At 65.4% G+C, this 24,681-nt stretch carries 22 protein-coding genes; 8 read left to right on the forward strand and 14 right to left on the reverse strand.

Annotated features, from left to right (window positions below; translation table 11 throughout):
- Positions 1–11: 11 nt before the first annotated feature.
- The 7 genes from ACT531_RS00925 to ACT531_RS00955 form a co-directional block, all read right to left on the reverse strand.
- Positions 12–434 carry a rhodanese-like domain-containing protein gene (locus ACT531_RS00925; RefSeq protein ID WP_476016168.1) on the reverse strand — a complete coding sequence of 141 codons (423 nt, stop codon included), beginning with the start codon at positions 432–434 and terminating at the stop codon, positions 12–14.
- Between the two features lie 138 nt (positions 435–572).
- Entirely contained in the window at positions 573–1,517 is a 945-nt protein-coding gene (locus ACT531_RS00930) for a M48 family metallopeptidase (RefSeq protein WP_476016169.1), read from the reverse strand.
- A 10-nt stretch (positions 1,518–1,527) separates the two neighbouring features.
- A complete protein-coding gene (locus ACT531_RS00935; protein WP_476016170.1) occupies positions 1,528–2,313 on the reverse strand; it encodes a lysophospholipid acyltransferase family protein in 786 nt (261 codons plus the stop codon).
- Positions 2,314–2,407: 94 nt separating this feature from the next.
- Positions 2,408–3,013, reverse strand: coding sequence for a D-glycero-beta-D-manno-heptose 1,7-bisphosphate 7-phosphatase (gmhB, locus tag ACT531_RS00940; RefSeq protein ID WP_476016171.1), 606 nt, complete (start codon positions 3,011–3,013; stop codon positions 2,408–2,410).
- A 47-nt stretch (positions 3,014–3,060) separates the two neighbouring features.
- Positions 3,061–5,202: a glycine--tRNA ligase subunit beta gene (gene glyS / locus ACT531_RS00945; protein WP_476016172.1), complete on the reverse strand. Its 2,142-nt coding sequence runs from the start codon at positions 5,200–5,202 to the stop codon at positions 3,061–3,063.
- A 20-nt stretch (positions 5,203–5,222) separates the two neighbouring features.
- Positions 5,223–6,128, reverse strand: coding sequence for a glycine--tRNA ligase subunit alpha (gene glyQ, locus ACT531_RS00950; protein WP_476016173.1), 906 nt, complete (start codon positions 6,126–6,128; stop codon positions 5,223–5,225).
- Positions 6,129–6,469: 341 nt separating this feature from the next.
- Positions 6,470–7,546 (reverse strand): type II asparaginase, encoded by a 1,077-nt coding sequence (locus ACT531_RS00955; RefSeq protein ID WP_343733840.1) that lies wholly within the window; start codon positions 7,544–7,546, stop codon positions 6,470–6,472.
- A 208-nt stretch (positions 7,547–7,754) separates the two neighbouring features.
- Between ACT531_RS00955 and ACT531_RS00960 the strand changes: the two genes are divergently transcribed.
- Positions 7,755–8,672 carry a LysR family transcriptional regulator gene (locus ACT531_RS00960; RefSeq protein ID WP_209816280.1) on the forward strand — a complete coding sequence of 306 codons (918 nt, stop codon included), beginning with the start codon at positions 7,755–7,757 and terminating at the stop codon, positions 8,670–8,672.
- A gap of 96 nt (positions 8,673–8,768) precedes the next feature.
- Here the strand turns inward: ACT531_RS00960 and fabB are convergent, their stop codons facing one another.
- The 6 genes from fabB to ACT531_RS00990 all read right to left on the reverse strand — a co-directional run bounded on the left by fabB (position 8,769) and on the right by ACT531_RS00990 (position 14,799).
- Positions 8,769–9,992, reverse strand: coding sequence for a beta-ketoacyl-ACP synthase I (gene fabB, locus ACT531_RS00965; protein WP_476016174.1), 1,224 nt, complete (start codon positions 9,990–9,992; stop codon positions 8,769–8,771).
- The gene (gene fabA, locus ACT531_RS00970; protein ID WP_440595718.1) at positions 9,989–10,510 is read right to left on the reverse strand and encodes a 3-hydroxyacyl-[acyl-carrier-protein] dehydratase FabA; all 522 of its coding nucleotides are present in this window, start codon (positions 10,508–10,510) and stop codon (positions 9,989–9,991) included. The genes fabB and fabA overlap by 4 nt, the downstream gene beginning before the upstream one ends.
- Positions 10,511–10,671: 161 nt before the next feature.
- Positions 10,672–12,306 carry an apolipoprotein N-acyltransferase gene (gene lnt / locus ACT531_RS00975; RefSeq protein WP_476016175.1) on the reverse strand — a complete coding sequence of 545 codons (1,635 nt, stop codon included), beginning with the start codon at positions 12,304–12,306 and terminating at the stop codon, positions 10,672–10,674.
- Entirely contained in the window at positions 12,306–13,190 is an 885-nt protein-coding gene (locus ACT531_RS00980; RefSeq protein ID WP_209816283.1) for an HlyC/CorC family transporter, read from the reverse strand. The genes lnt and ACT531_RS00980 overlap by 1 nt, the downstream gene beginning before the upstream one ends.
- 106 nt (positions 13,191–13,296) lie before the next feature.
- Entirely contained in the window at positions 13,297–13,971 is a 675-nt protein-coding gene (locus ACT531_RS00985) for an N-acetyltransferase family protein (RefSeq protein WP_476016176.1), read from the reverse strand.
- A 345-nt stretch (positions 13,972–14,316) separates the two neighbouring features.
- Positions 14,317–14,799 (reverse strand): Lrp/AsnC family transcriptional regulator, encoded by a 483-nt coding sequence (locus tag ACT531_RS00990; RefSeq protein ID WP_476016177.1) that lies wholly within the window; start codon positions 14,797–14,799, stop codon positions 14,317–14,319.
- A 165-nt stretch (positions 14,800–14,964) separates the two neighbouring features.
- On the opposite strand from ACT531_RS00990, the gene ACT531_RS00995 reads away from it, so the two are divergent.
- The 5 genes from ACT531_RS00995 to phhA all read left to right on the forward strand — a co-directional run bounded on the left by ACT531_RS00995 (position 14,965) and on the right by phhA (position 20,144).
- The gene (locus tag ACT531_RS00995) at positions 14,965–15,906 is read left to right on the forward strand and encodes an esterase/lipase family protein (protein ID WP_099731316.1); all 942 of its coding nucleotides are present in this window, start codon (positions 14,965–14,967) and stop codon (positions 15,904–15,906) included.
- Positions 15,907–15,909: 3 nt separating this feature from the next.
- Entirely contained in the window at positions 15,910–16,899 is a 990-nt protein-coding gene (locus tag ACT531_RS01000; protein ID WP_476016178.1) for a lipase secretion chaperone, read from the forward strand.
- A 186-nt stretch (positions 16,900–17,085) separates the two neighbouring features.
- Positions 17,086–18,198, forward strand: a complete 1,113-nt coding sequence (gene hppD, locus ACT531_RS01005; protein ID WP_476016179.1) for a 4-hydroxyphenylpyruvate dioxygenase — start codon at positions 17,086–17,088, stop codon at positions 18,196–18,198.
- Positions 18,199–18,271: 73 nt separating this feature from the next.
- Positions 18,272–19,240, forward strand: coding sequence for a Bug family tripartite tricarboxylate transporter substrate binding protein (locus tag ACT531_RS01010; protein ID WP_209816286.1), 969 nt, complete (start codon positions 18,272–18,274; stop codon positions 19,238–19,240).
- A 64-nt stretch (positions 19,241–19,304) separates the two neighbouring features.
- Positions 19,305–20,144 carry a phenylalanine 4-monooxygenase gene (phhA, locus tag ACT531_RS01015; RefSeq protein ID WP_056059511.1) on the forward strand — a complete coding sequence of 280 codons (840 nt, stop codon included), beginning with the start codon at positions 19,305–19,307 and terminating at the stop codon, positions 20,142–20,144.
- An 872-nt stretch (positions 20,145–21,016) separates the two neighbouring features.
- On the opposite strand, the gene ACT531_RS01020 is transcribed toward phhA, so the two are convergent.
- Positions 21,017–21,913, reverse strand: coding sequence for an esterase/lipase family protein (locus ACT531_RS01020; protein ID WP_476016614.1), 897 nt, complete (start codon positions 21,911–21,913; stop codon positions 21,017–21,019).
- Between the two features lie 104 nt (positions 21,914–22,017).
- Here ACT531_RS01020 and ACT531_RS01025 point away from each other — a divergent pair, with 104 nt between their 5' ends.
- Both ACT531_RS01025 and ACT531_RS01030 read left to right on the forward strand, forming a co-directional pair.
- Positions 22,018–22,764 carry an FFLEELY motif protein gene (locus tag ACT531_RS01025; RefSeq protein ID WP_121941899.1) on the forward strand — a complete coding sequence of 249 codons (747 nt, stop codon included), beginning with the start codon at positions 22,018–22,020 and terminating at the stop codon, positions 22,762–22,764.
- 79 nt (positions 22,765–22,843) lie between these two features.
- The gene (locus ACT531_RS01030; protein WP_110961523.1) at positions 22,844–24,526 is read left to right on the forward strand and encodes an AMP-binding protein; all 1,683 of its coding nucleotides are present in this window, start codon (positions 22,844–22,846) and stop codon (positions 24,524–24,526) included.
- Positions 24,527–24,681 lie beyond the last annotated feature (155 nt).

A 24,681-nucleotide genomic window follows, 5' to 3' on the forward strand; every position in this document is an offset into this window, starting at 1 on the left:
TTGATAGCTATTCAGCCCTGCTTCCACGGCAGGCCATGAAAGCGCCAGCCGCCCTTCTTGCCGCGCTGGCCTTGCGCATCCGCATCGCCTTCAAACCCTTCGAGGATGTTGTACGCAGTGATGCCCAGCTCGGTGGCGCGGCGCGCGGCGGCGATGGAGCGCACGCCGCTGCGGCACAGCAGCACGGCCCGCGCGCCCTCGGGCACGGCGGCGCGCATCTGGGTATCAAAGTCGGCGTTCATCGCCATGCCCGGCCATTGTTTCCAGGCCACGGCGGCGGCGCCGGGCACGCAGCCGACCCACTCGCGTTCGGCATCGCTGCGAACGTCCACCAGCACGGCCTGCCCGGCCTGCACCCATTGCCAGGCCTGCTGAGGCGTCACGTCACCGGCATAGCCGTCGGCGGGAGAAACGGAGGAGAGCGTATTTGTCATGGTTTAGATCCTTTCTGGGCATTAGGCAAAACGTTCGAACTGGGCGCGACCGGCGCGAGGGACGCCAAGCAAGGGCCGCCCCGCAGCGAGGGCGTCGTCCCCCTTGGGGGAAGGCGCCGAAGGCGACTCAGGGGGGATTCACCATAAAGGGGCAGGTTCGTCGCGGAGATGGCTGCGCAGCTGGGCGTAGTCGGGCACCACGGTGGCCACGGTATCCCAGAAGCGGGGGCTGTGGTCCATCACGCGCAGGTGGGCCAGTTCGTGCGCCACCACGTAGTCGATGATGGCCGGGCGGTAATGCAGCAGGCGCCAGTTCAGGCGGATGGAGCCGTCGGCCTTGGCGCTGCCCCAGCGGGTGTTGGCGCTCGACAGGCGCAGGCTGGCCCAGCGCACGCCCAGGAGCGGCGCAAAGTGGTCCAGCCGCTCGGTGAAGTGGCGGCGCGCATCGCGCATCAGCCACGCCTGCACAGCGTCGCGGATCTGCGCGGGGCTGGCGCTGTGGGGCAGGCCGATATGCAGGCTGGGCTGTTCCGTCGCAGCGACCAGCGCCCCGCCCTTGCCCGCAAACCCGTGGCTGGGGTCCAGCACCACCGTCAAAGGCTCGCCCAGGTAGGGCAGCACGGCGCCATGGGCCCAGACGATGCGGCCGCCTTCCATGCGCTGCTGACGCTCGCGTGCCTCGCCCAGCTTGCGCAGGATCCAGTCGGATTTTTCGCGCAGTGCAGAATCCACCGCGCCCAGCGTGACCCAGCTGGGTGCCCGCACCGACAGGCCGTCGGGCCCCACCGAGAAGCCGATGCTGCGGCGGCGCGCACGCTGCAGCGCATAGGCCACCACGGCGTCGCCCAGCAAGACCTCGCGGTTGGCCTGGGGGTGGCGGAATTCGGCGGGGGACAGCAGAGAGGGCAGCGGCACCGCGGGTGCTGCTGGGCGCTGCACTATCTTTTTAGGAGCTACTGGCGCTTGATCGACTAACGCTTGCGGCTGATTTGGCTTCAAACCCGCAGCCACGGGGCTGGGGGCTGCTGCAGGCGCGCCCGGCGGGTCGAACAGGTCCAGCGCCAGTTGCACAAGCCGCTGCATCACGGTCGGTTCACTTCCCGCTGGAGGCCGTCGTGTTGGACGCTGTGTTGGCCGCTGGGGCCGGGTAAGCATCGGGGTCCAGGCGGCGCATCTCGGCCTCGATCCAGGCCTCCACCTCGCGCATCAGTTCGTCGGGCTGGCGCCCCACGCTGGAGATGGGCTTGCCGATCGACACGTCCACCACGCCCGGGCGCTTGATGAAGGCCTTGCGCGGCCACACCTTGGCCGAGGTCACGGCAATCGGAATCACGGGCGCACCCGTGTCGATGGCCAGGCGCGTGCCGCCGGTCTTGTACTGGCCCTTTTGCCCGCGCGCGATGCGCGTGCCTTCGGGGAACATGATGATCCAGATGCCCTTGGCCAGCAGGTCCTTGCCCTGCTGCACCACCTTGTTGAAGGCCTGGGTGCGCTGGCTGCGGTCGATGTGGATCATGTCCAAGCGCCCGATGGCCCAGCCGAAGAAGGGCACGTAAAGCAGCTCCTTCTTGAACACGTAGGCCAGGGGGTGCGGCATGATCGTGGGCATCAGAAATGTCTCGAACGTGGACTGGTGCTTGACCAGCAGCACCGCACCTGCGTTGTCGCCCTGCGGCAGATGCTCCATGCCGGAGATCTCCACCCGGATGCCCAGGATGGCCCGCGCACCGCTGATGCACAGCGACAACCAGGCCCGCGCGATGCGGTACAGCGGCAGGCCGCGCACCCCCAGCAAGGTGCCCAGCATGATGGCCAGGGCGTAAGGCACCACGGTGATGCCCATCCAGAGAAGGTGAATGACGGAACGGATAAGAGCCATTGGGAAGTCTTTTAGGCCGCAAGCGCTAGTGGAATATGCGCCAACAGCTATTAATTAAATAGCATGAGGATGTTGCCACGCCTGTGATGCCCTGTCACGACAGCGGCAAGGGCGCTGCGCCCAAAGCGCCCACAGAACCTGTAGCGCCGGGCACCACCGGCAGCAGCTGATCCACAAAATCTGCGAGGCTGGCGTGCAATTGCGTGCCCGCCGGCAACCCCACAGGCAATGCCCCGCCCGGCCGCAACGCGGCCGACTGGCCGGTGCACACCAGGTGCAACTGGGCCCCCAGGGCGGCACCCGCCTGCAGGTGGGCCTCGCAGCTGCCCACCACGCGGACCTCGTTGCGCTCCACGCCGTAGCGGTCGCAGATCTGCTCCAGCAGGCCCGGTGCGGGCTTGCGGCAGCTGCAGTCCTCGTCGGCCGCGTGGGGGCAATAGAACACCGCGTCGATGCGCCCACCCACCGCCGCCACCTGCCGATGCAGCTTGGCGTGGATGGCGTTGAGCGCCATCACGTCAAACAGGCCCCGGCCCAGGCCCGGCTGGTTGGTAGCCACCACCACATGCCAGCCCGCATGGTTGAGGCGGGCAATGGCTTCGAGCGCGCCGGGCACCGCCGTCCATTCGTCGGCCGAGGTGATGTATTCGTCCCCCATCGGGTTGAGGGTGCCGTCGCGGTCGAGGATGGCGAGTTTCATAGGAGGGGTTTGCCTTGTGAGAACCACCAGCCTACCAGCACCCGGGGTCAGACCGCCAGACGGGACAGATCGGCCACGCGGTTCATGGCTTCGTGCAGCGTCTTGAGCAGGCCCTGGCGGTTCAGGCGTAGGTCCAGTTGCTCGGCGTTCACCATCACATCGTCAAAGAAAGCGTCCACGGGCGCGCGCAGCACGGCCAGGGTCTGCAGGCTGGCGGTGTAGTCACCGGCCTCGAACTGGGCGTTGGCCTCGGGCACAAAGCGCTGCAGCGCGGCAAACAGATCCTGCTCGGCCTTCTCTTGCAGCAGCTGGGGGTTGACGTGGGCATCCACCGGGCCTTCGACCTCGGCCTTTTTCAGGATGTTGCCCACACGCTTGTTGGCGGCAGCCAGGGCTGGGCTTTCGGGCAAGGCGGCGAAGGCGCGCACTGCGGCCAACTGCTTCTCGACCAGGGCCAGACGCTGCGGGCGCAGGGCCAGCACGGCGTCCACTTCTTGCGCGCTGTAGCCTTGCTCGCGCAGGCTGCCGGCGAGGCGGTCGTAGATGAAGTCGGCGAGCTGCGCCGAGGCGTCGCTGATCTTGTCGCCAAAAGCGGGCACGGCACCAGCCAGCAGCGCGTTCAAATCGAGCGGCAGGTCTTTTTCGACCAGCATGCGGATCACGCCCAGCGCGTGGCGGCGCAGCGCGAAGGGGTCACGGTCGCCGGTGGGCAGGTTGCCGATGCCGAACATGCCGACCAGGGTTTCGAGCTTGTCGGCCAGGGCCACCACCACACCTGCCGTGTTGCGGGGCAGCGCGTCGCCCGCAAAGCGCGGCTTGTAGTGGTCTTCAATCGCGTGCGCCACGGTCTCGCCCAGGCCGTCGTTGAGCGCGTAGTAGCCGCCCATGATGCCCTGCAGCTCGGGGAACTCGCCCACCATGTCGGTCACGAGGTCGGTCTTGGCCAGCAAAGCGGCTTGGTCGGCATCGGCCACCAAGGCAGCATCGCCCAGTTGCTGTGCGATGGCCTTGGCGATGGCACGGACGCGCTCCACGCGCTCGCCCTGCGTGCCTAGCTTGTTGTGGTACACGACCTTGCCCAGGCCCTCGACGCGCGAGGCCAGCGTCTTCTTGCGGTCCTGGTCAAAGAAGAACTTGGCGTCGGCCAGACGCGGGCGCACCACGCGCTCGTTGCCGCCGGTCACAAAGCTGGTGTCCTCGGGGCTGATGTTGCTCACCACCAGGAACTTGTTGGTCAGCTTGCCTGCGGCGTCCAGCAGCGGGAAGTACTTCTGGTTGGCCTTCATCGTGAGGATGAGGCACTCTTGCGGCACGCCCAGGAACTGCTCTTCAAACTGGCAAATGACGACGTTCGGGCGTTCCACCAGCGCGGTCACTTCGTCCAGCAGGGCTTCGTCTTCGATGGGACGGGCGCCGTTGCCGACCTTGGCAGCGGCAGCGGCCAGCTGGCGGGCGATCTCGGCCTTGCGCTCGGCAAAGCTGGCGATCACGGCGCCGTCTTTTTGCAGCGTGGCGGCGTAGCTGTCGGCGTCCTTCAGCACCACGGGCGACACGGCGGCTTCAAAACGGTGGCCGGTGGTGCTGTTGCCGGCCGTCAGGCCGAGCGCCTTCACGGGCACCACCGTGCTGCCATGCAGCGCCACCAGGCCGTGCGCGGGGCGCACAAAGTTCACGCTGGTCCAGCCGGGCAGCTCGCAGTCGGTTTCGAGCTGGTAGCTCATAACCTTGGGGATGGGCAGCTTGGCGATGGCTTCATCCAGCGCCTTCTGCAGGCCCGCCGCCAACGTGGCGCCGGGCACCACGCTGTCGTAGAACAGGGCTTCGGCCTTGCCGTCCTGGGCACGCTTGAGAGCAGCCACGGCGGCTGCGGGGTTGGACACATCGGCGCCCAGCGCCTGCAGCTTTTTCAGCAGTGCGGGCGTGGCGTTGCCATCTTTGTCCAAGCCCACGGTCACGGGCATCAGCTTTTGCTGCACGGCCTTGTCGGCGGCCTTGTCGGCCACGGCGGTCACATGGGCGGCCAGGCGGCGGGGCGAGGCAAAGGGCGTGACCACCGAAGCAGCCGTCGCTAGGCCCTGGGCCTTGAGCTGGTCGCCCAGCACGGTGGCAAAGGCATCGCCCAGTTTTTGCAGCGCCTTGGGGGGCAGTTCTTCGACAAACAGTTCAACGAGGAGGTTTTGGGTCGTCATGTTCTTGTTCTTTCGCTCGTTCACGCGGCCTTTTTGACCATCTGTTCCACCCACTCGCGCGGCGCCATGGGGAAGCCCAGGCGCTCACGGCTTTCGTAGTAGCTCTGCGCCACGCTGCGGGCCAGGTTGCGGATGCGGCCGATGTAGGCCGCGCGCTCGGTCACGCTGATGGCGCCACGGGCATCCAGCAGGTTGAAGCTGTGTGCGGCCTTGAGCACTTGCTCATAGGCGGGCAGCGCCAGCTGCTGCTCCATCAAGTACTTGGCCTGCTTTTCGTGCGCGTTGAAGGCAGTGAACAAGAAATCCGCGTCACTGTGCTCGAAGTTGTAGGTGGACTGCTCCACCTCGTTTTGCTTGTACACGTCGCCGTAGCTCAGCGTGTCGGTCCACTTGAGGTTGTAGACGTTGTCCACGCCCTGCAGGTACATGGCCAGGCGCTCCAGGCCGTAGGTGATCTCGCCGGTGGCGGGCTTGCAGTCGATGCCGCCGACTTGCTGGAAGTAGGTGAACTGCGTGACTTCCATGCCGTTGAGCCACACCTCCCAGCCCAGGCCCCAGGCGCCAAGCGTGGGGTTTTCCCAGTCGTCTTCCACAAAGCGGATGTCGTTCTTCTTGACGTCGAAGCCCAGGGCTTCGAGACTGCCCAGGTACAGCTCCAGGATGTTGGCCGGTGCGGGCTTGAGCACCACCTGGTACTGGTAATAGTGCTGCAGGCGGTTGGGGTTCTCGCCGTAGCGGCCGTCCTTGGGGCGGCGGCTGGGCTGCACGTAGGCGGCCTTCCAGGGCTCGGGGCCGATGGCGCGCAGGAAGGTGGCGGTGTGCGAGGTGCCGGCGCCCACTTCCATGTCATAGGGTTGCAAAAGGGCGCAACCCTGCGCGTCCCAATAGGACTGCAGCTTCAAAATGATTTGCTGGAATGTCAACATGGCGTCTGTGGCTGAGGCACTGGCAAGCCAGCGCCGGGCAAGTAAGGGGAAAGGAAGAAAACGCGGTGCGTGAGCAAACCCCAGGCCCGTCGCCCCACAAGGCAATCAGGGCGGGCATCACGCGCGCAAACCGGTGATTTTACGGCGCCCCGCCGCGTGTGCTGCGGCAGCGCCCACAACATCGGCCCGCGCCCATGAAAAAAGGCCGGAGCCCTTTTGGAGCCCCAGCCTTCCCAACCAGTCACGCGAGCTATAAGCCGGTGCGTACCGGTGGCCACACGGGTGTGGCCGTCAACGCATGCATCGCGTCAAAGCATGGCGTTCAAACCTCAGAACCGGGATCAATACTCCCAGAAAATGCGTTGCAGTTCCTTGCTGTCGTTGGTCTTGGTCAAAGCGACCATGGCCAGGATGCGGGCCTTTTGGGGGCGCAGGTCATGAGCCACGACCCAGTCGTACTTGTCGTCAGGCTGCTCGGCATTGCGCAGCACAAAACCATCGGGCACGCGGGCCGAGCGAATGATCTGCACGCCCGAGGCGCGCAGGGCCTTGAGCGAATCGACCGCCTGGGCGGCCACAGAGCCATTGCCGGTGCCGGCGTGGATCAGCGCCTTGACGCCGGCCTTGCCGTAGGCGTCGATGCCGGTGGTGTTCATGTTGCCGTAGCCGTACACGATGTCCACGGCAGGCAGGGCTTTGATGTCGTCGATGTTGAACTCGGAGTTGGTGGTGTGGCGCTTGACCGGGGCGCGGAACCAGTAGTTCTTGCCTTCCACCACCATGCCCAGCGGGCCCCACTGGCTCTTGAAAGCCTCGGTCTTGATGTTGATGGTCTTGCTCACGTCGCGACCGCTCTGGATCTCGTCGTTCATCGTGACGAGCACACCCTTGCCGGCAGCATCCTTGCTGGCGGCCACGGTCACGGCGTCGTACAGGTTCAGCGCGCCATCGGCCGACAGGGCCGTGCCAGGGCGCATGGAGCCGACCACCACGATGGGCTTGTTGGTGCGCACGGTGAGGTTCAGGAAGTACGCGGTTTCTTCCAGCGTGTCGGTGCCGTGGGTGATGACGATGCCGTCCACATCGGCCTGCTTGGCCAGGGCCGACACGCGCTGGCCCAGGCGCAGCAGGTGCTCGTTGGTGAAGCTCTCGGAGGCGATCTGGAACACCTGTTCACCCGACACCTTGGCCACGTTGGCCAGCTCGGGCAGGCCTGCCAGCAGCTTGTCCACCGGCACCTTGGCGGCGGCATAGGTGGCGCTGTTGGCGGCCGAAGCGCCCGCACCGGCAATGGTGCCGCCCGTGGCCAGCACCACCACATTGGGCTTGGCCGCCTGGGCCATGGCGACGGCAGAGGCAGCGGACAACAGCAAACCCGCGAGCCAGCGGCTGGCGGTGGTGGAGGAAGCAATGCGCATGAAGAGGTCTCCAGATTTTTTTGGGTCGCGGCGCGTGTTGCGCCGCTTTGTTCAAAACCGCCTGTGAAGCGGTGCCGCATCCTATGAGAAACCAGAACACAGTCATGCGGAATAATTGACCCACCCTTATGAACTGGGTTCACACCCCTGAATGGCCGTTTGACGACCATCAAGGGCCCATCGGCCCACGCCACGAAACGAATCCGCCATGAACTTGCGACAGCTGGAAGTTTTTCAGGCCGTGCTGCAAACCGGCAACATGAGTGCTGCCGCACGCCTGCTGTGCATCACCCCTTCGGCCGTCAGCAAGGCCGTGGCACACACCGAGCTGCAGCTGGGCTACCGGCTGTTCAACCGCTCGCCGGCAGGCCTGACCCCGACCCCCGAGGCCCAGGTGCTGGCCACCGAGTCCACCGGCATCTACCGGCAGCTGGATGCCCTCAAACGCACTGCGCGCAACCTGGCGACGAGTGATTCGGGCGATGTGCGGCTGGGCGCCATCCCTTCCATCACCCACGAGTTTCTGCCGCGCCTGCTGCAGCACCATGCGGAGCAGCATCCGCAGGTGGGCGTGGAGGTGCGCACCATCCACCAGGACCAGATGACCCAGGCCCTGCTCACACGCAGCGTGGACTTTTGCCTGGGCTTCTACAAACACCCCCATCCACAAATCGCGAGCGACCTGCTGGTGAGTGGCCGCCTGTATCTGGCGGTGGCAACCAGCGTGTGGGCGCGGGCGCCCCGCGCGGCCAGCCCCGGCGCACGGCTGGCACAGGTGCCCGTGATCCGCCTGGTGGGGGATGACCCCATGCGCCAGGCGATTGACGACATCGCGCACCGCCTTGGCTCACCCGCCGGGCCCGGCATCCAGGTGCAGACATCGCGCCTGGCGCTAGAGCTGGTGCGCCGGGGCATGGGCTGGACGGTGGTGGACTTCCTCACCGCCAAGGGGCTGGACCCCGCGCAGATGGTGGCGCAGGAGCTGCATGAGCTGGCACCCATGTCGCTGTACAGCTACCACGCGCGCGCCTTTCCGCCAGGCCTGCAGGCCACGCGCATGCTGGGCATGTTGCCCGCCTTGCTGCACGAGGCCCTGCAGCCCAACCCCAAGGCCACCAGGCGCTGAGCGTGGTCGTTCACGCCATGAAAAACGGCCTGACCGTCCGAAGACAGGCAGGCCGTGGCGCAAGCCAAACCATCGCTCCGCGAGGGAGCGAGGCGGTCAGTCGTTCCAGCGTCGCAGCACCAGGCTGGCGTTGGTGCCGCCAAAGCCGAAGCTGTTGGACAACACGGTGGTCAGCTGGGCATCGCGCGTCTGGGTGACCACGGGCATGTCACCCAGGGCCGGGTCGGGTGTCTCGACATTGGCCGAGCCAGCGATGAAACCCTTGTTCAGCATGATCATGCAGTAGATGGCTTCTTGCACACCCGTCGCACCCAGCGAGTGGCCGGTGAGCGACTTGGTGGACGAGAACGGAGGCACCTTGTCGCCAAACAGGGCGCGCATGGCGCGCACTTCCTGCATGTCGCCCACGGGCGTGGATGTGCCGTGGGTGTTGATGTAGTCGATGGGGGCGTCCAGACCTTCCATGGCTTGCTGCATGCAGGCAATGGCACCGTCGCCCGACGGGGCCACCATGTCTTCACCGTCGCTGGTGGCACCAAAGCCCACCACTTCGGCGAGGATGTTGGCGCCACGGGCCAGTGCATGGTCCAGGCTTTCGAGCACCACGGCACCGCCACCGCCGGCAATCACGAAACCGTCGCGGTTCGCGTCATAGGCGCGCGAGGCTTTCTCGGGCGTTTCGTTGTACTTGCTGGACATGGCACCCATGCCGTCAAACAGCAGCGACATGCCCCAGCTCAACTCTTCACCACCGCCAGCAAACATCACGTCCTGCATGCCCCAGGCGATCTGCTGGGCTGCCGCGCCAATGCAGTGCGCCGAGGTGGAGCAAGCCGAGGTGATGGAATAGTTGATGCCCTTGACCTTGAAGTTGGTGGCCAGGCAGGCAGACACCGTGGAGCTCATGCAGCGCGTGACCTGGTAGGGCCCCACGCGGCGAATGCCCTTATCGCGCAGCGTGTCGGCCGCTTCAATCTGGTTGGCAGGCGAGCCGCCGCCCGAGCCCATGATGAGACCGGTGCGTGGGTGGCTGACCTGCTCTGGCGTCAGGCCCGCCTGCTGGATCGCATCTTCTAGAGCGATCTGTGCATAGGCCGCCGCGTCGCCCATGAAGCGCAGCTGCTTGCGGTCGATGCGCGCTTCGATGTCGATCTCGGGAGCGCCGCCCACCTGGCTGCGCAGGCCCAGTTCCTTGAACTTTTCCACGGCCTTGATGCCGCTGGTGCCTGCACGCAGCGATGCCTCCACGGTGGCCAGGTCGTTACCAATGCACGAGACGATGCCCGCGCCAGTGATGACTACGCGCTTCTTGGTGGTCATGCTGCGTCCTTGCCGTCTTCCTCGCGCTTGAACAGACCCACGCGAAGGTCGTTGGCCACATAGATTTCCTTGCCGTCTGCCAGCAGGCGGGCATCGCCGATGGCCATGACCAGCTTACGCTTGATGACGCGCTTGATATCGATTTCGTAGGTGACCAGTTTCACGTCAGGGCCGACCTCGCCGGTGAACTTGACCTCGCCCGCACCCAGCGCGCGGCCCCGGCCCGGCAGTTGCAGCCAGGTCAGGTAAAAACCGATGAGCTGCCACATGGCGTCGAGCCCCAGGCAGCCGGGCATGACCGGATCGCCCTGGAAGTGGCAGGCAAAGAACCACAGGTCGGGTTTGACGTCGAGTTCGGCACGGATCTTTCCCAGCCCGTGCGCGCCACCATCGCCGTCGATGTGCGTGATGCGGTCAAACATCAGCATGGGTGGCAGCGGCAGTCGCCCGCTGTCAGCGCCGAACAGCCGGCCTTCGCCCGAGGCGATCAGTTGTTCGTAGGAAAAGGAATCTGCCATGTTCAGTCGTGCTCCAGAACGGCGGGTGGCCCGCCTCAAATCATCGTTTTACGCAACACCAGCCCCCGGTTGCGGGGCTCTATTATCAAGGCATAGGGAGCCGCCTCTAAACACCGGCCTGCGCGGGCCCCTGCGCAAGCAGGCGCAATGCCTGACCTGGATCAATCGCCAAGCGCCCTTCGGCCCCTGGCGGCGACCATGGCAACCAGCAGCGCCAGAGCCCCCAGGCCCCACAGCGGCCACAGCCCCCAGCGGGACACCCACCATGCGTAAGGTGTGATGGACCAGCCGCTCTGTGCGTCCAGCCCCCGGCCGTGCACTTCGCCTTTGAGCACGCCACGCGTGTAGCGGGCCAGCTGGTGCGTGACCACGCCCCGGTGGTCGATGATGACCGTAGCGCCCGTGTTGGTGGCGCGCACCATGGGGCGCTCGAACTCCAGGGCGCGCATGCGGCTGATGTGCAGATGCTGGTCAATCGCCAGGGTGTCGCCAAACCAGCCAATGTTGCTGAAGTTGACGAACACCGTGGGCGCCTGGGCCGGGTCGATGAACCGTGCACCCAGCTCCTCGCCAAACAGGTCTTCGTAGCAGATGTTTGGGGCAATGCGCTGCCCCGCCACAGCAAAGGAGGCCTGGCCCACCGTGCCCCGGTTGAAGTCACCCAGCGGGATGTTCATCATCTCCGTGAACCACTTGAAGAACGGCGGGATGAACTCGCCAAACGGCACCAAGTGGTGCTTGTCGTAGCGGTACGGCTCGGCCTGCGTGGCAGCACTCATGCCCAGTACGGAGTTGGTATAGCCCTGGGCCTCATCCCCCAGCGGAATGCCCACCATCGCGGCCTGGCTGCCTTGTGCGTAGCGTTGCTGGATGCCCTCCAGATACCCGGGAATGAGCTGCTGCGGCAGCAACGGAATAGCTGTCTCGGGCGCTACCACCAGGTCGGCCTGGGCGTTGCGCAAGGCCTCGGCATACCACTGCAGGGCCACGGGCACGCCGCTCCCGGGCTGGAATTTTTCGTCCTGGGGGATATTGCCCTGGAGCAGCTCCAGGCTCAGGGGCGCAGGACGGCGATGCGCCGGGGTGTGGCACAGGTCCACGGCGCAATGCCGGTCTACCGTGGCCCAGGCCAGCAGCCCCCCCATGGCCAGCAGCAGCGCCCACCAGGGCACACTGCGCAGGTCGGCCGCGCGCACTTGCACCAGGCCCATTGCTAACGCAGCGGCCACGGCACTGATGCCATACACCCCCATGTGGCGGGCCAACACGGCCAGCGGACCGTCCACATGCGCATAGCCGCCAGCGCCCCACGGGAACCCCGTCCACCAGATGCCCCGCGCCAGCTCGGCCAGCAACCAGAGCGCTCCGAAAAAGAGAGCGCCTCCGCCACGATGGACCGGCGCATAGCGGCAAAAGAGCGCCGAAGCGGCTGCGTAGTAGCTGGCCAGAAACGCTGCCAGGCCTAGCACCGCAGCCACCGCCAGCGGCGCGGGCAGGCCGCCATACGAATGCATGGAGATGAACAGCCACCAGAAGGTACCCGCCAGCCAGGCGGTGCCAAAAACCCCGCCGAAGATTGCGCCCCGCTGCCAGCGCACCGTGCGGAGCCCTGAGCCTGCGTTTGCGGCAGGTCGCACCAGCCAGGCCACCACAGCCATCGACACCAGTTGCAGCCACCACAGGGGTTGACCGTTACCCGGCCAAGCCAGTGAGGCGGCCTGGGCCAGACCCGCGACCAGCGCCAGCAGCAGTTGCGGCAGCAGCGGCCCGCTCGCCGTCCGAGAGTGCCGCGACATCAGTCGGCGGCGTCGGTGGCTTCGACCCGGGACACCTTGAACCAGCGCACCGCACCACCCTTGGTGTGCAGCACCACAAAGTGCAGGCCGCTGAGCTGAAGGTGCTCGCCGCGCTTGGGCACATGGCCCATCTCGTGGGCGATCAGGCCGCCGATGGTGTCGAAATGCTTGTCCGGGTCGCTGCCGGCGATGGCCACCTCGAAGGCTTCAGCCACGCGTTCAATCGGCGTGTCACCGCTCACCCGATAGGTGCGGTCGGCCAGGCCAAAGATGTCGCCCTGGTCTTCGGGGATGTCGAACTCGTCTTCAATCTCCCCCACGATCTGCTCCAGCACATCTTCGATGGTGATGAGCCCGGCCATGCGGCCAAACTCGTCGATCACGATGGCCAGGTGGTTGCGGTTGCCTCGGAACTCGCGCAGCAGGTCGTTCAAGCCCTTGCTTTCGGGGACAAAGGCTGCGGGGCGCAGCAGCGCGCGGATGTTGAGCTCAGGGGCCCGCTGCAGCTTGAGCAGGTCCTTGGCCATCAGGATGCCGATGATGTTCTCGCGCTCGCCCTGGTACACCGGAAACCGTGAATGCGCAGTGCTGATCACCAGGTGCAACAGCTCTTCGAAAGGCGCATCGATGTTGACAAGATCCATGCGCGGAGCGGCCACCATCACATCACCCGCCGTCATGTCGGCCATGCGGATCACGCGCTCCAGCATCACGCGCGATTCGGCGCCGATGACCTCGTTGTCCTCGGCCTCGGCCAGGGTTTCGATGAGTTCTTCCGTCGAATCCGGTCCAGGGTGGATGAACTCGGCCACTTTCTGCAGGAAGCTGCGCTTGTCTTCCCTCTCGGGCAGTCGCCCAGGGTGCGCGGGGTGCGGGTCAGACACTGTCTGGAGTGCAGGACGTGCGGTAGTGAATCAGACCCCTAGGATAGCGGATTGCCGTGACAGGACCACACCGGCCGGTCTCACGGCCCGGCGCGGCCCGGGTCGCTCACTCGGCCGACTGGTGGCGCGCGTGCTGCACGCCGCTGCGCACTTCCTGCACGCTGGCCAGGAAATCCCAGAACTGCTTGGCTTGCTTCTTGAGCTGGTAGTCCACCTCGGCGAACTGCTGCTCGACCATTTCGGTCATGCGCGTGTCGAGGCTGGCGGGCGGGATTTGCAGGTACGCCTCGGACTCGGACCCATCGCGGCGCACCGTGGCACCGGCGTTGCGCGCGATCTTGAGCATGGCGGTGTTTTCGGACAGCGCATGGATGAACACCATGTTCACACCCTCATTGCGCGCATGCATCACGGCGCGCTCGAACAGGCGCGCGCCAAAACCACGGCCCCGCGCCTGCTTGAGCACGGACACGCCAAACTCAGCACAGGGCTTGTGTTCGGGGTTTTCCGAGAACGCCAGGTGCGCCATGGCGATGAGCTCCAGGCGGCGGTTGTAAATGCCAAAAATTTCGTCGCGCTCGAAGTTGAGCTGCTCGGCGTAGCGGCGGATCTGCTCGTCGTTGGCGGCATAGCCAAAGCGCAGGTAGCGGATAGGAACCATCACGGGCGTCTCCTGCTGGTGGATGTGAATGTCAGAGGCAGAAGAGCCGCCGGTTACCGGGCGCAGCATGTCCCGGCCTGCGTACCAGGATGCCTTGAGCCAGTCTTTGGTTGCGAACATGTCGCCAAATATAAGGGTTTTCCCTCATCTTTTCCAGTCCAAATTGCTGCGCCGCAACAAAATAGTGATCCGACTCAAAATACCGAAAAATCGGCCCTAGGCGCTAGAAGATCATGCCTCAACAGCTATCAATTTAAGAGTATCTGTACCCAAATCTCCTCTGCAGGGGTCGCAGACGCGACGGCTGGAGCGGCTGCACTCCACTCAGCGCCAAGCCGTCTTCGCACAGGGTAGAGCGTAAAGCGCGGACCGCCCTACAGCAACCTCCGCCACACCAATAGACGCCACAGCGAGTCACACCTGCGACGTGCCCGGGCGCATCCCCGGGCCAAGGCCCGCGCCGGGTTACACCGGCACGGCCGTGGTCGCCTTCACGCGGTCGAGCACAAAGCTGGTCTTGCAGTCCTGCACGCTGGGGTGCTTGAGCAGGGTGTCCATGATGAAGCGGCTGTAGTGCGCCATGTCGGCCACCACCACGCGCAACAGGTAGTCCATTTCGCCGGTGAGCGATGCGCACTCCACCACCTCGGGCCAAGTCTGCACGCTGGCGCGGAACAGGTCCATGGGGTTGCGTTTGTGGCTTTCGGTGTGCTTTTCCAGCCGTACGTTCAGGTACGCCGTGAGTCCCAGCCCCACCGCCTCGGGCTGCACCAGGGCCACGTAGCGGTGGATCACGCCGCTGTCCTCCAGCCGCTTGACGCGGCGCAGCACCGCGCTGGGCGACAGACCCACCTGCTCTCCGATGACGTCGTACGTCTCGCGGCCGTTGTCCTGCAGGCGGCGCAGGATAGCGCAGTCCAGCTTGTCGAGTGCGTCAAAGGCTTTCATGGCGCAGGATTTTACGAACAACTGCGTGATTTCTGCATGGTGCGCCGCACACACGGGTATGTCCCGATAGTGACTCCACGGGCCGAATACAAAAATTGATCTTGCAAAAAAGAACGGTCGTTCGTTTTTGCAAGCATAAGAAACCATACCAACGGAGACAAACACATGACCGGATTTTTCAGCCGCTTTTTGCGGCGACTGGTGCTGGCAGCAACGGCGGGGTTGCTGCTGCTGGGCGTGGGCGCGCAGGCGCAGACGGGCTACACCCAGACGCGCTACCCCATCGTGCTGGTGCATGGCCTGTTCGGCTTTGACTCGGCCCTTGGGATCGACTACTTCTACGGCATCCCCGACGCACTGCGCCAGGGCGGCGCCAAGGTCTACGTCGCCCAGGTCTCGGCCGCCAACAGCACCGAGGTGCGCGGCGAGCAATTGCTGGCGCAGGTCAAGACCATCCTGGCGCTGACCGGGGCCCCCAAGGTGAACCTGGTGGGCCATTCGCACGGAGGCCCCACCACCCGCTATGTGGCGGGCGTGGCGCCGCAGCTGGTGGCATCGGTCACGTCGATTGGCGGTGTGAACCGGGGTTCGCGCGTGGCAGACATCCTGCGCGGCGTAGCGCCCGCAGGTTCAGTGTCCGAAGCCGTGGCCAGCGCCGCCGCCAAGGCACTGGTGGGCCTGATCAACCTGACCTCCGGCGGCACCGGCCTGCCCCAGATGCCCACGGCGGCGCTGGACTCGCTGACCACGGCCGGCTCGGCCAAGTTCAACAGCCGCTTTCCGCAAGGCGTGCCCACCTCCGGCTGCGGCAGCGGCGCCGAGCTGGTGAACGGTGTGCGCTACTACTCCTGGACCGGCACCCTGCCCCTGACCAACGTGCTCGATGCCAGCGACGCCCTACTGGCCACGCTGAGCCTGACCTTTGGCGAAGCCAACGATGGCCTGGTGTCGGCCTGCTCGTCGCGCTTGGGCAAACACCTGGGCGACTACCGCCAGAACCACCTCGACGAAGTCAACCAGCTGCTGGGCCTGCGCGACTGGTTCTCCACCGACCCGGTGACGCTGTACCGCCAGCACGCCAACCGCCTCAAGCAACAAGGCCTGTAAGCCATGGCCCAGCCCTCGCGCACCTGGGCGGTTGCCGCCGCAGTCCTGGCCCTCACCACGGTCGCCGTGGTGTGGTGGCTGGGGGGCCCTGCCGGGTTCGGCGCGGGGGATACACACCCATCACCGGCAGGGGCGACCGCCGCCTCCGCCGGTGCCCAGGTACAACCCTCGCCAGCACAGGGCGCGGACCACAGCTTTTTTGCACGCCGCCGCGCCATCACCACCGACGGCCCGGCCGACCCACTGCTGGTGCACGGCCTGCGCGACACGCTGGAAGCCCTGCTGATGGAAGCGGGCGACGCCAGCGACCCGGCCACGCTCAAGCAGCGCCTGGCCGCACTGATCAACCAGCATTTCCCCGCCGCCCTGGCCACGCGGGCGCTGGCCCTGGCCGAGCGCTACGTGGACTACCGCGTGGCCCTGGGCAGCCTGCGCGCGCCACAGGACCTGACCGACCCACGCGCCTTGCGCGACGCCCTGGAGGCGCGCCACAAGGTGCGCCTGCAGTTCTTTGACGACGCCGAATACGACGCCCTGTTTGCCCGCGAGGCCGACCTGGATCGCTACACCCTGGCACGCCTGGAGATTGAGCGCAACACCCAGCTCAGCCCCGAGCAGCGCGCCCAGGCGCTGCAGGCGGCAGACAACGAACTCTCCGCCGAGCGCCGCGCCGAACGCAGCACCGCCACCGAACACATGGCCGCCGCCGCGCAGACGGCCGCGTTCAACGCGAGCAATGCCGACGAACGCACCCGCTACGCCGCCCGCAGCGCGCAATACGGCCAGGCCGCCGCGCAGGCCATGGCCCAGCTGGACCGGGAGGAGCAGCACTGGAACCAGCGCCTGAACCAGTACAGCCAAGCCCGCGCGCAACAGGGCGAGGGCCCTGGCCTGCAGCAATTGCGCCAGCAGCTTTTCTCGCCCGAGGAGCAGCAACGCATCGACGCCGCGCTGGCGCTGCGCCGGCTCAACGCGGGTAGTTCGGGCTCCTAGCTCTTATGGCACCGACGCAGCCCGGGGCGGCAATCCAGCGGCAGCGCGCCGCCAGACTGCGCGAAATTTTGACCATTCACAAGATTCCTGCAAATCAAGCGGCCAAGCCTCTTGATTTCGCCAGAAACATGAGGCAGGCCGCGCCTACAGTCCATGACATTCATCAACGAATGCCGGAGACACCCCATGAACGCCGCCCTGCCGCAAGAAACCGCCGCCCAGCTTCAAGCCTGGGACAACCCCATGGGCCTGATGGGCTTCGAGTTCGTCGAATTCACCTCGCCCCAGCCCGGCGTGCTGGAGGCGGTGTTTGAAAAGCTCGGTTTCACCCTGGTCGCCAAGCACCGCTCCAAGGATGTGGTGCTGTACCGCCAGAACGGCATCAACTTCATCCTGAACCGCGAGCCCCACAGCCAGGCCGCGTACTTTGGCGCCGAGCACGGCCCCTCGGCCTGCGGCCTCGCCTTCCGTGTGAAGGATGCGCACAAGGCCTACAACCGCGCGCTGGAACTGGGCGCCCAGCCCATCGAGATCCCCACCGGTCCCATGGAGCTGCGCCTGCCCGCCATCAAGGGCATTGGCGGCGCGCCGCTGTATTTGATCGACCGCTTTGAAGACGGCAAGTCCATCTACGACATCGACTTCGAATTTATCGAAGGCGTGGACCGCCGCCCCGTGGGCCATGGGCTGAACGAGATCGATCACCTCACGCACAACGTGTACCGCGGCCGCATGGGCTTCTGGGCCAACTTCTACGAGAAGCTGTTCAACTTCCGCGAGATCCGCTACTTCGACATCCAGGGCGAATACACGGGCCTGACCTCCAAAGCCATGACCGCGCCCGACGGCAAGATCCGTATCCCGCTGAACGAAGAGTCCAAGCAGGGTGGCGGCCAGATCGAAGAATTCTTGATGCAGTTCAACGGCGAAGGCATCCAGCACATCGCGCTGATCTGCGACAACCTGCTGGACGTGGTGGACAAGCTGGGCATGGCCGGCGTGCAGCTCGCCACGGCGCCCAACGATGTGTACTACGAGATGTTGGACACCCGCCTGCCCGGCCACGGCCAGCCTGTGCCAGAGCTGCAGTCGCGCGGCATCTTGCTGGACGGCACCACCGCCGACGGCACGCCCCGTCTACTGCTGCAGATTTTCTCCACGCCCATGCTGGGCCCGGTGTTCTTTGAATTCATCCAGCGCGAAGGCGACTACCGCGACGGCTTTGGCGAAGGCAACTTCAAGGCGCTGTTCGAGTCGCTGGAACGCGACCAGATCCGCCGTGGCGTGCTGAACACGTAAGACATCAGACATCCAGGGTTAACCCTGCACAGGTGCCTATACTGCGCGCTCCCCGGAACTCAAAAGGATCCCGATGTCGCTCCGTAGCACCCTGTTCAGCACCCTTCTGGCCGGCGCAGCCACTGTCGCGCTGGCGCAGAACCCGTCTGCCCCGCTCACCATCGTGGTGCCCTACCCCGCTGGTGGTCCGCTGGACACCTCGGCCCGCATCGTGGCCGACGGTGCCGCAGCCCAGTTGGGCTCCATCACTGTGGAGAACAAACCGGGGGCAGGTGGCAATACCGGCGCCGACCAGGTCGCCAAGGCCGGGAAGACCAGCAACCAGGTGCTGATGGGCGCCGTGGCCACGCACGCGGTGAACCCCTGGCTGTACAAGAACTTCCCCTACAACGCACTCAAGGACTTCAAACCCCTCGTCCTCGTGGCCCGCACGCCCAATGTGCTGGTGGTGAACGCGGAGCAGGCGGCCAAGCTGGGCATCAAGACCACGCCCGACCTGGTGCAGTACCTGAAAAAGAACCCGGACCAGGCCAAGTACGGCTCGGGCGGCAACGGCAGCATCGGCCACATCTCGGCCGAGATGTTCAAGTCGCTCACCAACACCCGGATGGGCCACACGCCGTTCCAGGGCTCCAAGCCCGCGCTGGCCGCTCTGGAGTCGGGCCAGGTGCTGATGGTGTTTGACAACCTGGCCTCGGCGCTGCCGCAGATCCAGTCGGGCAAGCTGCTGGCGTTGGGCGTGACCACATTGAGCCGCAACGAGGCGCTGCCCAACGTGCCCAGCATCAACGACAGCGTGCAGGGCTTCAACGTGTCCACCTGGTTCGGCCTGTTCGCGCCCGCCTCGCTGCCCGATGCGGATGCGCGCCGCTATGCCAACGCGTTCAGCGCCGCGATGCATTCACCTGCCGGCAAGGAGAAGTTCAAGAAGATGGGCATCACGCCCGAAGAGCTGACGCTCGACGGGTTTGCGCAGTTTGTGCGCTCGGAAAACAGCAAGTACGAATTTCTGATCCGGGCCGCAAAGATCAAGATCGATTAGCAGCCGCGTGGGCTGGTGCGCACCCCCGTCGCGGTGCGCCGACCATGGCGGCAAAGGAGAAAAAATGGGACAAGCCCCTGTCGTCTATGGCCAATCCACCCGCCCACCGCGTGGCGACTATTCGCGTGCCAACGCGGACTACACCTGCCCGCAAGACTACGCGGCCTACACCGCCGCGGACCACGACACCTACCGCCGCCTGTACGAGCGCCAGCGCGCCCTGCTGCCGGGACTAGCCAGCCAGGCGTTCATCGACGCCCTGCCCTCACTGGGCGCGAGCGACCGCATTCCGCGTTTTGAAGAGGTGAACGAGCGCCTCTACAAAGCCACAGGCTGGGAACTGGTGGGCGTGCCCGGCCTGATCCCCGAGGTGCCCTTCTTCACCCTGCTGGCCAACCGCAAATTCCCGGTGACGGACTGGATCCGCAAGCCCGAGGAGTTCGAATACATCGTCGAGCCCGACATTTTTCATGACCTGTTCGGCCATGTGCCGCTGCTGTTCAACCCGGTGTTTGCCGACTATGTGCAGCGCTACGGCCAGGGCGGGCTGAAAGCACAGGGGCTGGGGTCGTGCGAGATGCTGAGCCGCTTGTACTGGTACACGATCGAGTTCGGGCTGATCCGCGAGGCGGGGCAGTTGCGGGCGTACGGCGCAGGGATTTTGAGTTCTTCGGGCGAGTTGGCGTATTCGGTGCAAAGCCCGGAGCCGCAGCGCATTCCGCTGCAACTGGAGCGGACGATGCGCACGCGCTACAAGATCGATACGTACCAGCAGACGTATTTTGTGATCGACAGCTTTGAGCAGTTGTTTGAGATGACGGCAGCGGACTTTGCGCCGATCTATGAGCGGCTACGGGGGCTGCCGGAGTTTGCGGCGGATGAACGGGAGGCTGTGGCGGCCTGATTTCTAGTGGTATTGGCTGCTAGCGCTAGTGAGTCATGCCTTAGCAGCTACTCTTTTAATAGCATTTTCTCTACATCCGGCAATACGTGGCTGAGGTTGTTGGAGCTTGCGGATGAAGCGGGCGCTGTGCCTGGTTTGAGGGCGGAGGCCGGGAGTCGCCCGGCATGCGAGTCCCTTTCTTTCGCGTCGCCGAAAGAAAGGAACCAAAGAAAGGGCGACCCCACTGTCTGCGTCCCCTGCGCTGCGCGCCGGGGCAACCTGCGGTGCTCGGGTTTCGCGGGGTCTCGCTAGAACTCGCTGCGCTCAGACAATCGCGAGCCCTGATCCGCCAAACCCTGCGCTCCTCGGCGCATCCAGAGGGGCAAGGGGAACCAAACATCCATACGGGCCTTTGCTTCGCTCGGCCCAGCTTGCGCAGCGCGTGGCGCTTGCGCCCGCAAAACGAGGCCGAGCGCAGCAATGGCCCGGATGGATGTTGGCTGTTCGGCTGCCCCACCCCCTGCTGGCTGCGCCTGCGGCGGGGCGGTTGTGGGGTGAGCATGGGCGTCGAAGCGCCCATGCCTCGTGAACTGACTCGCCGTGGCTGTCCGAGCGGCGCGCGCAGCGCAAAGCGAGTTCCACGGCGCACCCCGCAACCGACACGCCACAGGTTTGCCCCTTCGCTCCGCGAAGGGGTCGCAGACTGGGGGTCGCCTTTTCTTTGGTGACTTTCTTTTGGCGAAGCAAAAGAAAGTTACTCGCATGCCGGGCGACTCCCGGCCTCCGCACTCAACAAAGGCACGCCCCCAATCAGCGCAAGCAACAAAACACTACAAAATCAATAGCTACCAGCGCACATCCCACCAGCACATCCAGCCAATAAAACCAAAACATCACCCCCGACCAACCTCCTCCAGACAAGCCTCCATCACCCCAGGATCAAACGCCATCTGCACATGCGCCACCCCTTCCACCAACCGGTGTTCCGCCCCCGCCAACGCCGCTGTGGTCGCCGGAAACACGATGTTGTCGCAGTTCGAATACCAGCAGGTAAACAACGCAGCCCGCCCCGCAGGCTCCGCCCGCTGCAACGCCACCACCCAATCCCCCGCCAAGCTCATCTGCCGCCCATTCACCGCCCGGCTGAACCGCCCCAGCCACGTGCCCCCGTGGGGCGTGCCCAACGTCAACACCCGGTGCACCCGCCCATCGGCCTGGTGCGCCCGCAGCCACGCCCGCACCGCCAACCCGCCCATGCTGTGGCACAACAACACAGGTGCCTGCCCCGTGGCCGCCGTCACCTTGCGCACAGCGTCTTCAATGATGTCCGCGTACTCGTCAATCGAGCCCATCACCGGCTCCAGATTGACCGCCACATAGGCATGCCCCCGCGCCTGCAACGGCGCAAACCACGGCAGCCACAGGCCCCGGTTGCACATGAACCCATGCACCAGCACCACGCCGCGTTTTCCGGTCGGCTGCGCAGGCAGCCAGTCGGGCACGGACTGGTGGCGAAACGGCTGGCGCCAGCAAAACACCATCAACGCCACCCACACCTCGGCCCACCATGCACCCACCACCTGCGACAGGCGGGCACGCGGCGCGGCGTCGGTGCGGTTGGTGAAATGCATCAGCACAAACTCCACCGCCATCACCACCAGGTACAGACACAGCGGTACCAAGGCCCCCAGCACGGCGCGCCAGGGTGAATGGGGCCATTGCCACACCAGCCAGGCGGCCATGGCCAGCAGGATGCTCAGAAGAAGGGTTCGTTGCCAGCGCGCGATCATCATGATGGTGGTGATGGGCAAATGTTGTAATGGACCAGCCGCATTGTGCGGTCTGACTACAGCCCGACACCGCACCCCGCAGAACGCTGAAAGGACCCCGCCCCATGGATGCCGCCCAGACCATCCGCGATGCCATTGCCGATGTGACCGCCCTGCGCCTGCACCGCACGGGCGACCCGGCGTTGGGGGCGGCGGTGGGCAGCGTCAAGACCTTTCAGGCGCGGCGCTTTCGCGGCACCTATGCGGACCTTATGGCGTCACCCGCGTTCGGGCCCGCCGCCCGGTTTTTTCTGGAAGAGCTGTACAGCGACACCGACTACACCGACCGAGACCAGCAGTTTGGCCGCATCGCGGGCACGCTGCAGACCATGTTTCCCCAGCCGGTCGTGAATACCGCCGTAGCCCTTGCCGTGCTGCACGCACAGACCGAGGAACTGGACCAGGACATGGGCCGCGCCTGGCTTGCGCATGAAGGTGCCGATGCGGCCAACAACGCCGCCCGCTACGCCGCCGCCTGGCGGGCCGTCGGACAACGCCACGCGCGCCAGCAGCAGCTGGAGCGCGTGCTGGCCATGGGCACCGACCTGGCGCGCCTCACCCGCACACCCGGCCTGCGGATGATGCTGCGCATGATGCGCGGCCCGGCCAACGCAGCGGGCATGGGCGCACTGCAGAAGTTTCTGGAGGCCGGCTTTGACACCTTCGGCCAGCTCGCGCGCCAGCGCGGCGGGGTGGAGCAGTTCCTGGCCACCATTGAACAACGTGAGCGGGCGCTGATGGATTTGCTCTTCGACGCCGATCCTGTCACCTGCGGGACCCAGCTTAACCACACACTAGGACAAGCCCGATAGCCCGCAACGCGCCCGCCTTCCACAATCTGTGCCCACCTATCAATGGCATTTGGCGAGCACAAGGGAAGGAAACACGCGCATGGAAAAGATCTGGCTCAAGAGCTACCCCCCGGGCGTCCCGCATGACGTGAAGCCCGAGCAATACCGCTCTGTGGCCCACCTGCTGGAAGAGTCGTTCCGCAAACACGCATCGAGCCCGTTCTCGGTCTGCATGGACCAGTGGATGACCTATGGCGAATTGGAACGCCGCTCGGCCGCGCTGGGCGCCTACCTGCAAAGCCTGGGGCTGGAGCCTGGTGCGCGCGTGGCCATCATGCTGCCCAACATCCCGCAGTTTGGCGTGACCATGGCCGCCGTGCTGCGCGCGGGCTACACCTGCGTGAACGTGAACCCGCTGTACACCGCCCGCGAGCTGGAGCACCAACTCAAGGACTCCGGTGCCACGGCCATCGTGATCCTGGAGAACTTTGCCCACACGCTGGCCGAGGTCGTGGACCACACCGCCGTCAAGCATGTGGTGATGGCGTCCATGGGCGACCTGCTGGGCTTCTGGTTTGGCAAATGGATCACCTTTGCCGTGCGCCACCTGGCCAAGATGGTGCCTGCGTACGACCTGCCGCTGTCCAATGGCCGCAAGGTCGTCACCTTCAAGAAGGCGCTGTCGCTGGGCGAGCACAAGTCGCTCGCACCCAGCCAAGCCACGCTGGATTCGATTGCCTTCCTGCAGTACACCGGCGGCACCACGGGCCTGTCGAAAGGCGCGGTGCTGACCCACCGCAACATCGTGGCCGCCACGCTGCAGGCCGAGGCGTGGTTCACGCCCGCGCTGTCCAAGGTGGGCGACCTCTCCAAGGCCAACAGCATTGCCGCGCTGCCGCTGTACCACATCTTCGCGCTCACGCTGTGCCTGCTGGCCATCCGCCAGGGCTCCAGCCTCACGCTGATCCCCAACCCGCGCGACATTCCCAAGTTCATCGCCGAACTCAAGAAGCGGCCCTTCCACATGCTGCCGGCGGTGAACACGCTGTTCAACGCGCTGCTGCAAAACCCGCAGTTCAAGACGCTGGACTTCTCGCACCTGTGCGTGTCGCAGGCCGGGGGCATGGCGGCCAGCGAGGGCACGGCCAAGCAGTGGCAGAAGGTAACCGGCAGCACCATGATCGAAGGCTGGGGCATGAGCGAGACCTGCGCCATCGGCACCAACAACCCGGTGATCAGCACCACCTTCAGCGGCAATATCGGCCTGCCGCTGCCGGGTATCGACATTGCCATCAAGGACGACGAAGGCAACAGCCTGCCCCAGGGCGAGTCGGGCGAGATCTGCATCCGCGGCCCCAACGTGATGACGGGTTACTACAACCAGCCTGAAGAGAACGCCAAGGCCTTCACGCCCGATGGTTTTATGCGCACGGGCGACATCGGCATCATGGACCCGCAGGGCTACACCCGCATCATCGACCGCAAGAAGGACATGATCCTGGTAAGCGGCTTCAACGTGTTCCCCAACGAGCTGGAGCAGGTCATCAGCCTGTGCCCCGGCGTGGTCGAATGCGCGGCGATTGGCGTGCCCGATGAGAAACAGGGCGAGGCCATCAAGGTGTTCATCATCAAGAGCGACCCAGCCCTGACCGAGGACGAAGTGGCCAACTACTGCCACCAGAACCTCACCGGCTACAAGCGCCCCAAGTACATCGAGTTCCGCGACGAGCTGCCCAAGAGCAATGTGGGCAAGATCCTGCGCAGGGAGTTGCGCAAGGCCTGACCTTGTTCATGGGCGCGGCGGCCCGAACACCGCACCCGGCAACCTCCCCCAGGGCGCTTCGGCGCCCTTTTTCTTGGGCGCAAAAACTGCAAACCGCCTGCGTGCTCCAGATCCTCCAATATAGGCATCTCCGGGTTTTTACTGATTAGCAAACG

The organism is Acidovorax sp. DMC1, assembly GCF_056314325.1.

Bases quoted from the DNA above. Each gene is read 5' to 3' on its own strand.
- lnt (WP_476016175.1), bottom strand. From the start codon at position 12,306: ATGTCGCGGCACTCTCGGACGGCGAGCGGGCCGCTGCTGCCGCAACTG.
- hppD (WP_476016179.1), top strand. From the start codon at position 17,086: ATGAACGCCGCCCTGCCGCAAGAAACCGCCGCCCAGCTTCAAGCCTGG.
- glyS (WP_476016172.1), bottom strand. From the start codon at position 5,202: ATGACGACCCAAAACCTCCTCGTTGAACTGTTTGTCGAAGAACTGCCC.
- ACT531_RS01010 (WP_209816286.1), top strand. From the start codon at position 18,272: ATGTCGCTCCGTAGCACCCTGTTCAGCACCCTTCTGGCCGGCGCAGCC.
- ACT531_RS00925 (WP_476016168.1), bottom strand. From the start codon at position 434: ATGACAAATACGCTCTCCTCCGTTTCTCCCGCCGACGGCTATGCCGGT.
- ACT531_RS00935 (WP_476016170.1), bottom strand. From the start codon at position 2,313: ATGGCTCTTATCCGTTCCGTCATTCACCTTCTCTGGATGGGCATCACC.
- fabB (WP_476016174.1), bottom strand. From the start codon at position 9,992: ATGACCACCAAGAAGCGCGTAGTCATCACTGGCGCGGGCATCGTCTCG.
- ACT531_RS00985 (WP_476016176.1), bottom strand. From the start codon at position 13,971: ATGTTCGCAACCAAAGACTGGCTCAAGGCATCCTGGTACGCAGGCCGG.
- ACT531_RS01030 (WP_110961523.1), top strand. From the start codon at position 22,844: ATGGAAAAGATCTGGCTCAAGAGCTACCCCCCGGGCGTCCCGCATGAC.
- glyQ (WP_476016173.1), bottom strand. From the start codon at position 6,128: ATGTTGACATTCCAGCAAATCATTTTGAAGCTGCAGTCCTATTGGGAC.
- ACT531_RS00960 (WP_209816280.1), top strand. From the start codon at position 7,755: ATGAACTTGCGACAGCTGGAAGTTTTTCAGGCCGTGCTGCAAACCGGC.
- ACT531_RS00990 (WP_476016177.1), bottom strand. From the start codon at position 14,799: ATGAAAGCCTTTGACGCACTCGACAAGCTGGACTGCGCTATCCTGCGC.
- ACT531_RS00995 (WP_099731316.1), top strand. From the start codon at position 14,965: ATGACCGGATTTTTCAGCCGCTTTTTGCGGCGACTGGTGCTGGCAGCA.
- ACT531_RS00930 (WP_476016169.1), bottom strand. From the start codon at position 1,517: ATGCAGCGGCTTGTGCAACTGGCGCTGGACCTGTTCGACCCGCCGGGC.
- phhA (WP_056059511.1), top strand. From the start codon at position 19,305: ATGGGACAAGCCCCTGTCGTCTATGGCCAATCCACCCGCCCACCGCGT.
- ACT531_RS00955 (WP_343733840.1), bottom strand. From the start codon at position 7,546: ATGCGCATTGCTTCCTCCACCACCGCCAGCCGCTGGCTCGCGGGTTTG.
- ACT531_RS01020 (WP_476016614.1), bottom strand. From the start codon at position 21,913: ATGATCGCGCGCTGGCAACGAACCCTTCTTCTGAGCATCCTGCTGGCC.
- ACT531_RS01025 (WP_121941899.1), top strand. From the start codon at position 22,018: ATGGATGCCGCCCAGACCATCCGCGATGCCATTGCCGATGTGACCGCC.
- gmhB (WP_476016171.1), bottom strand. From the start codon at position 3,013: ATGAAACTCGCCATCCTCGACCGCGACGGCACCCTCAACCCGATGGGG.
- ACT531_RS01000 (WP_476016178.1), top strand. From the start codon at position 15,910: ATGGCCCAGCCCTCGCGCACCTGGGCGGTTGCCGCCGCAGTCCTGGCC.
- fabA (WP_440595718.1), bottom strand. From the start codon at position 10,510: ATGGCAGATTCCTTTTCCTACGAACAACTGATCGCCTCGGGCGAAGGC.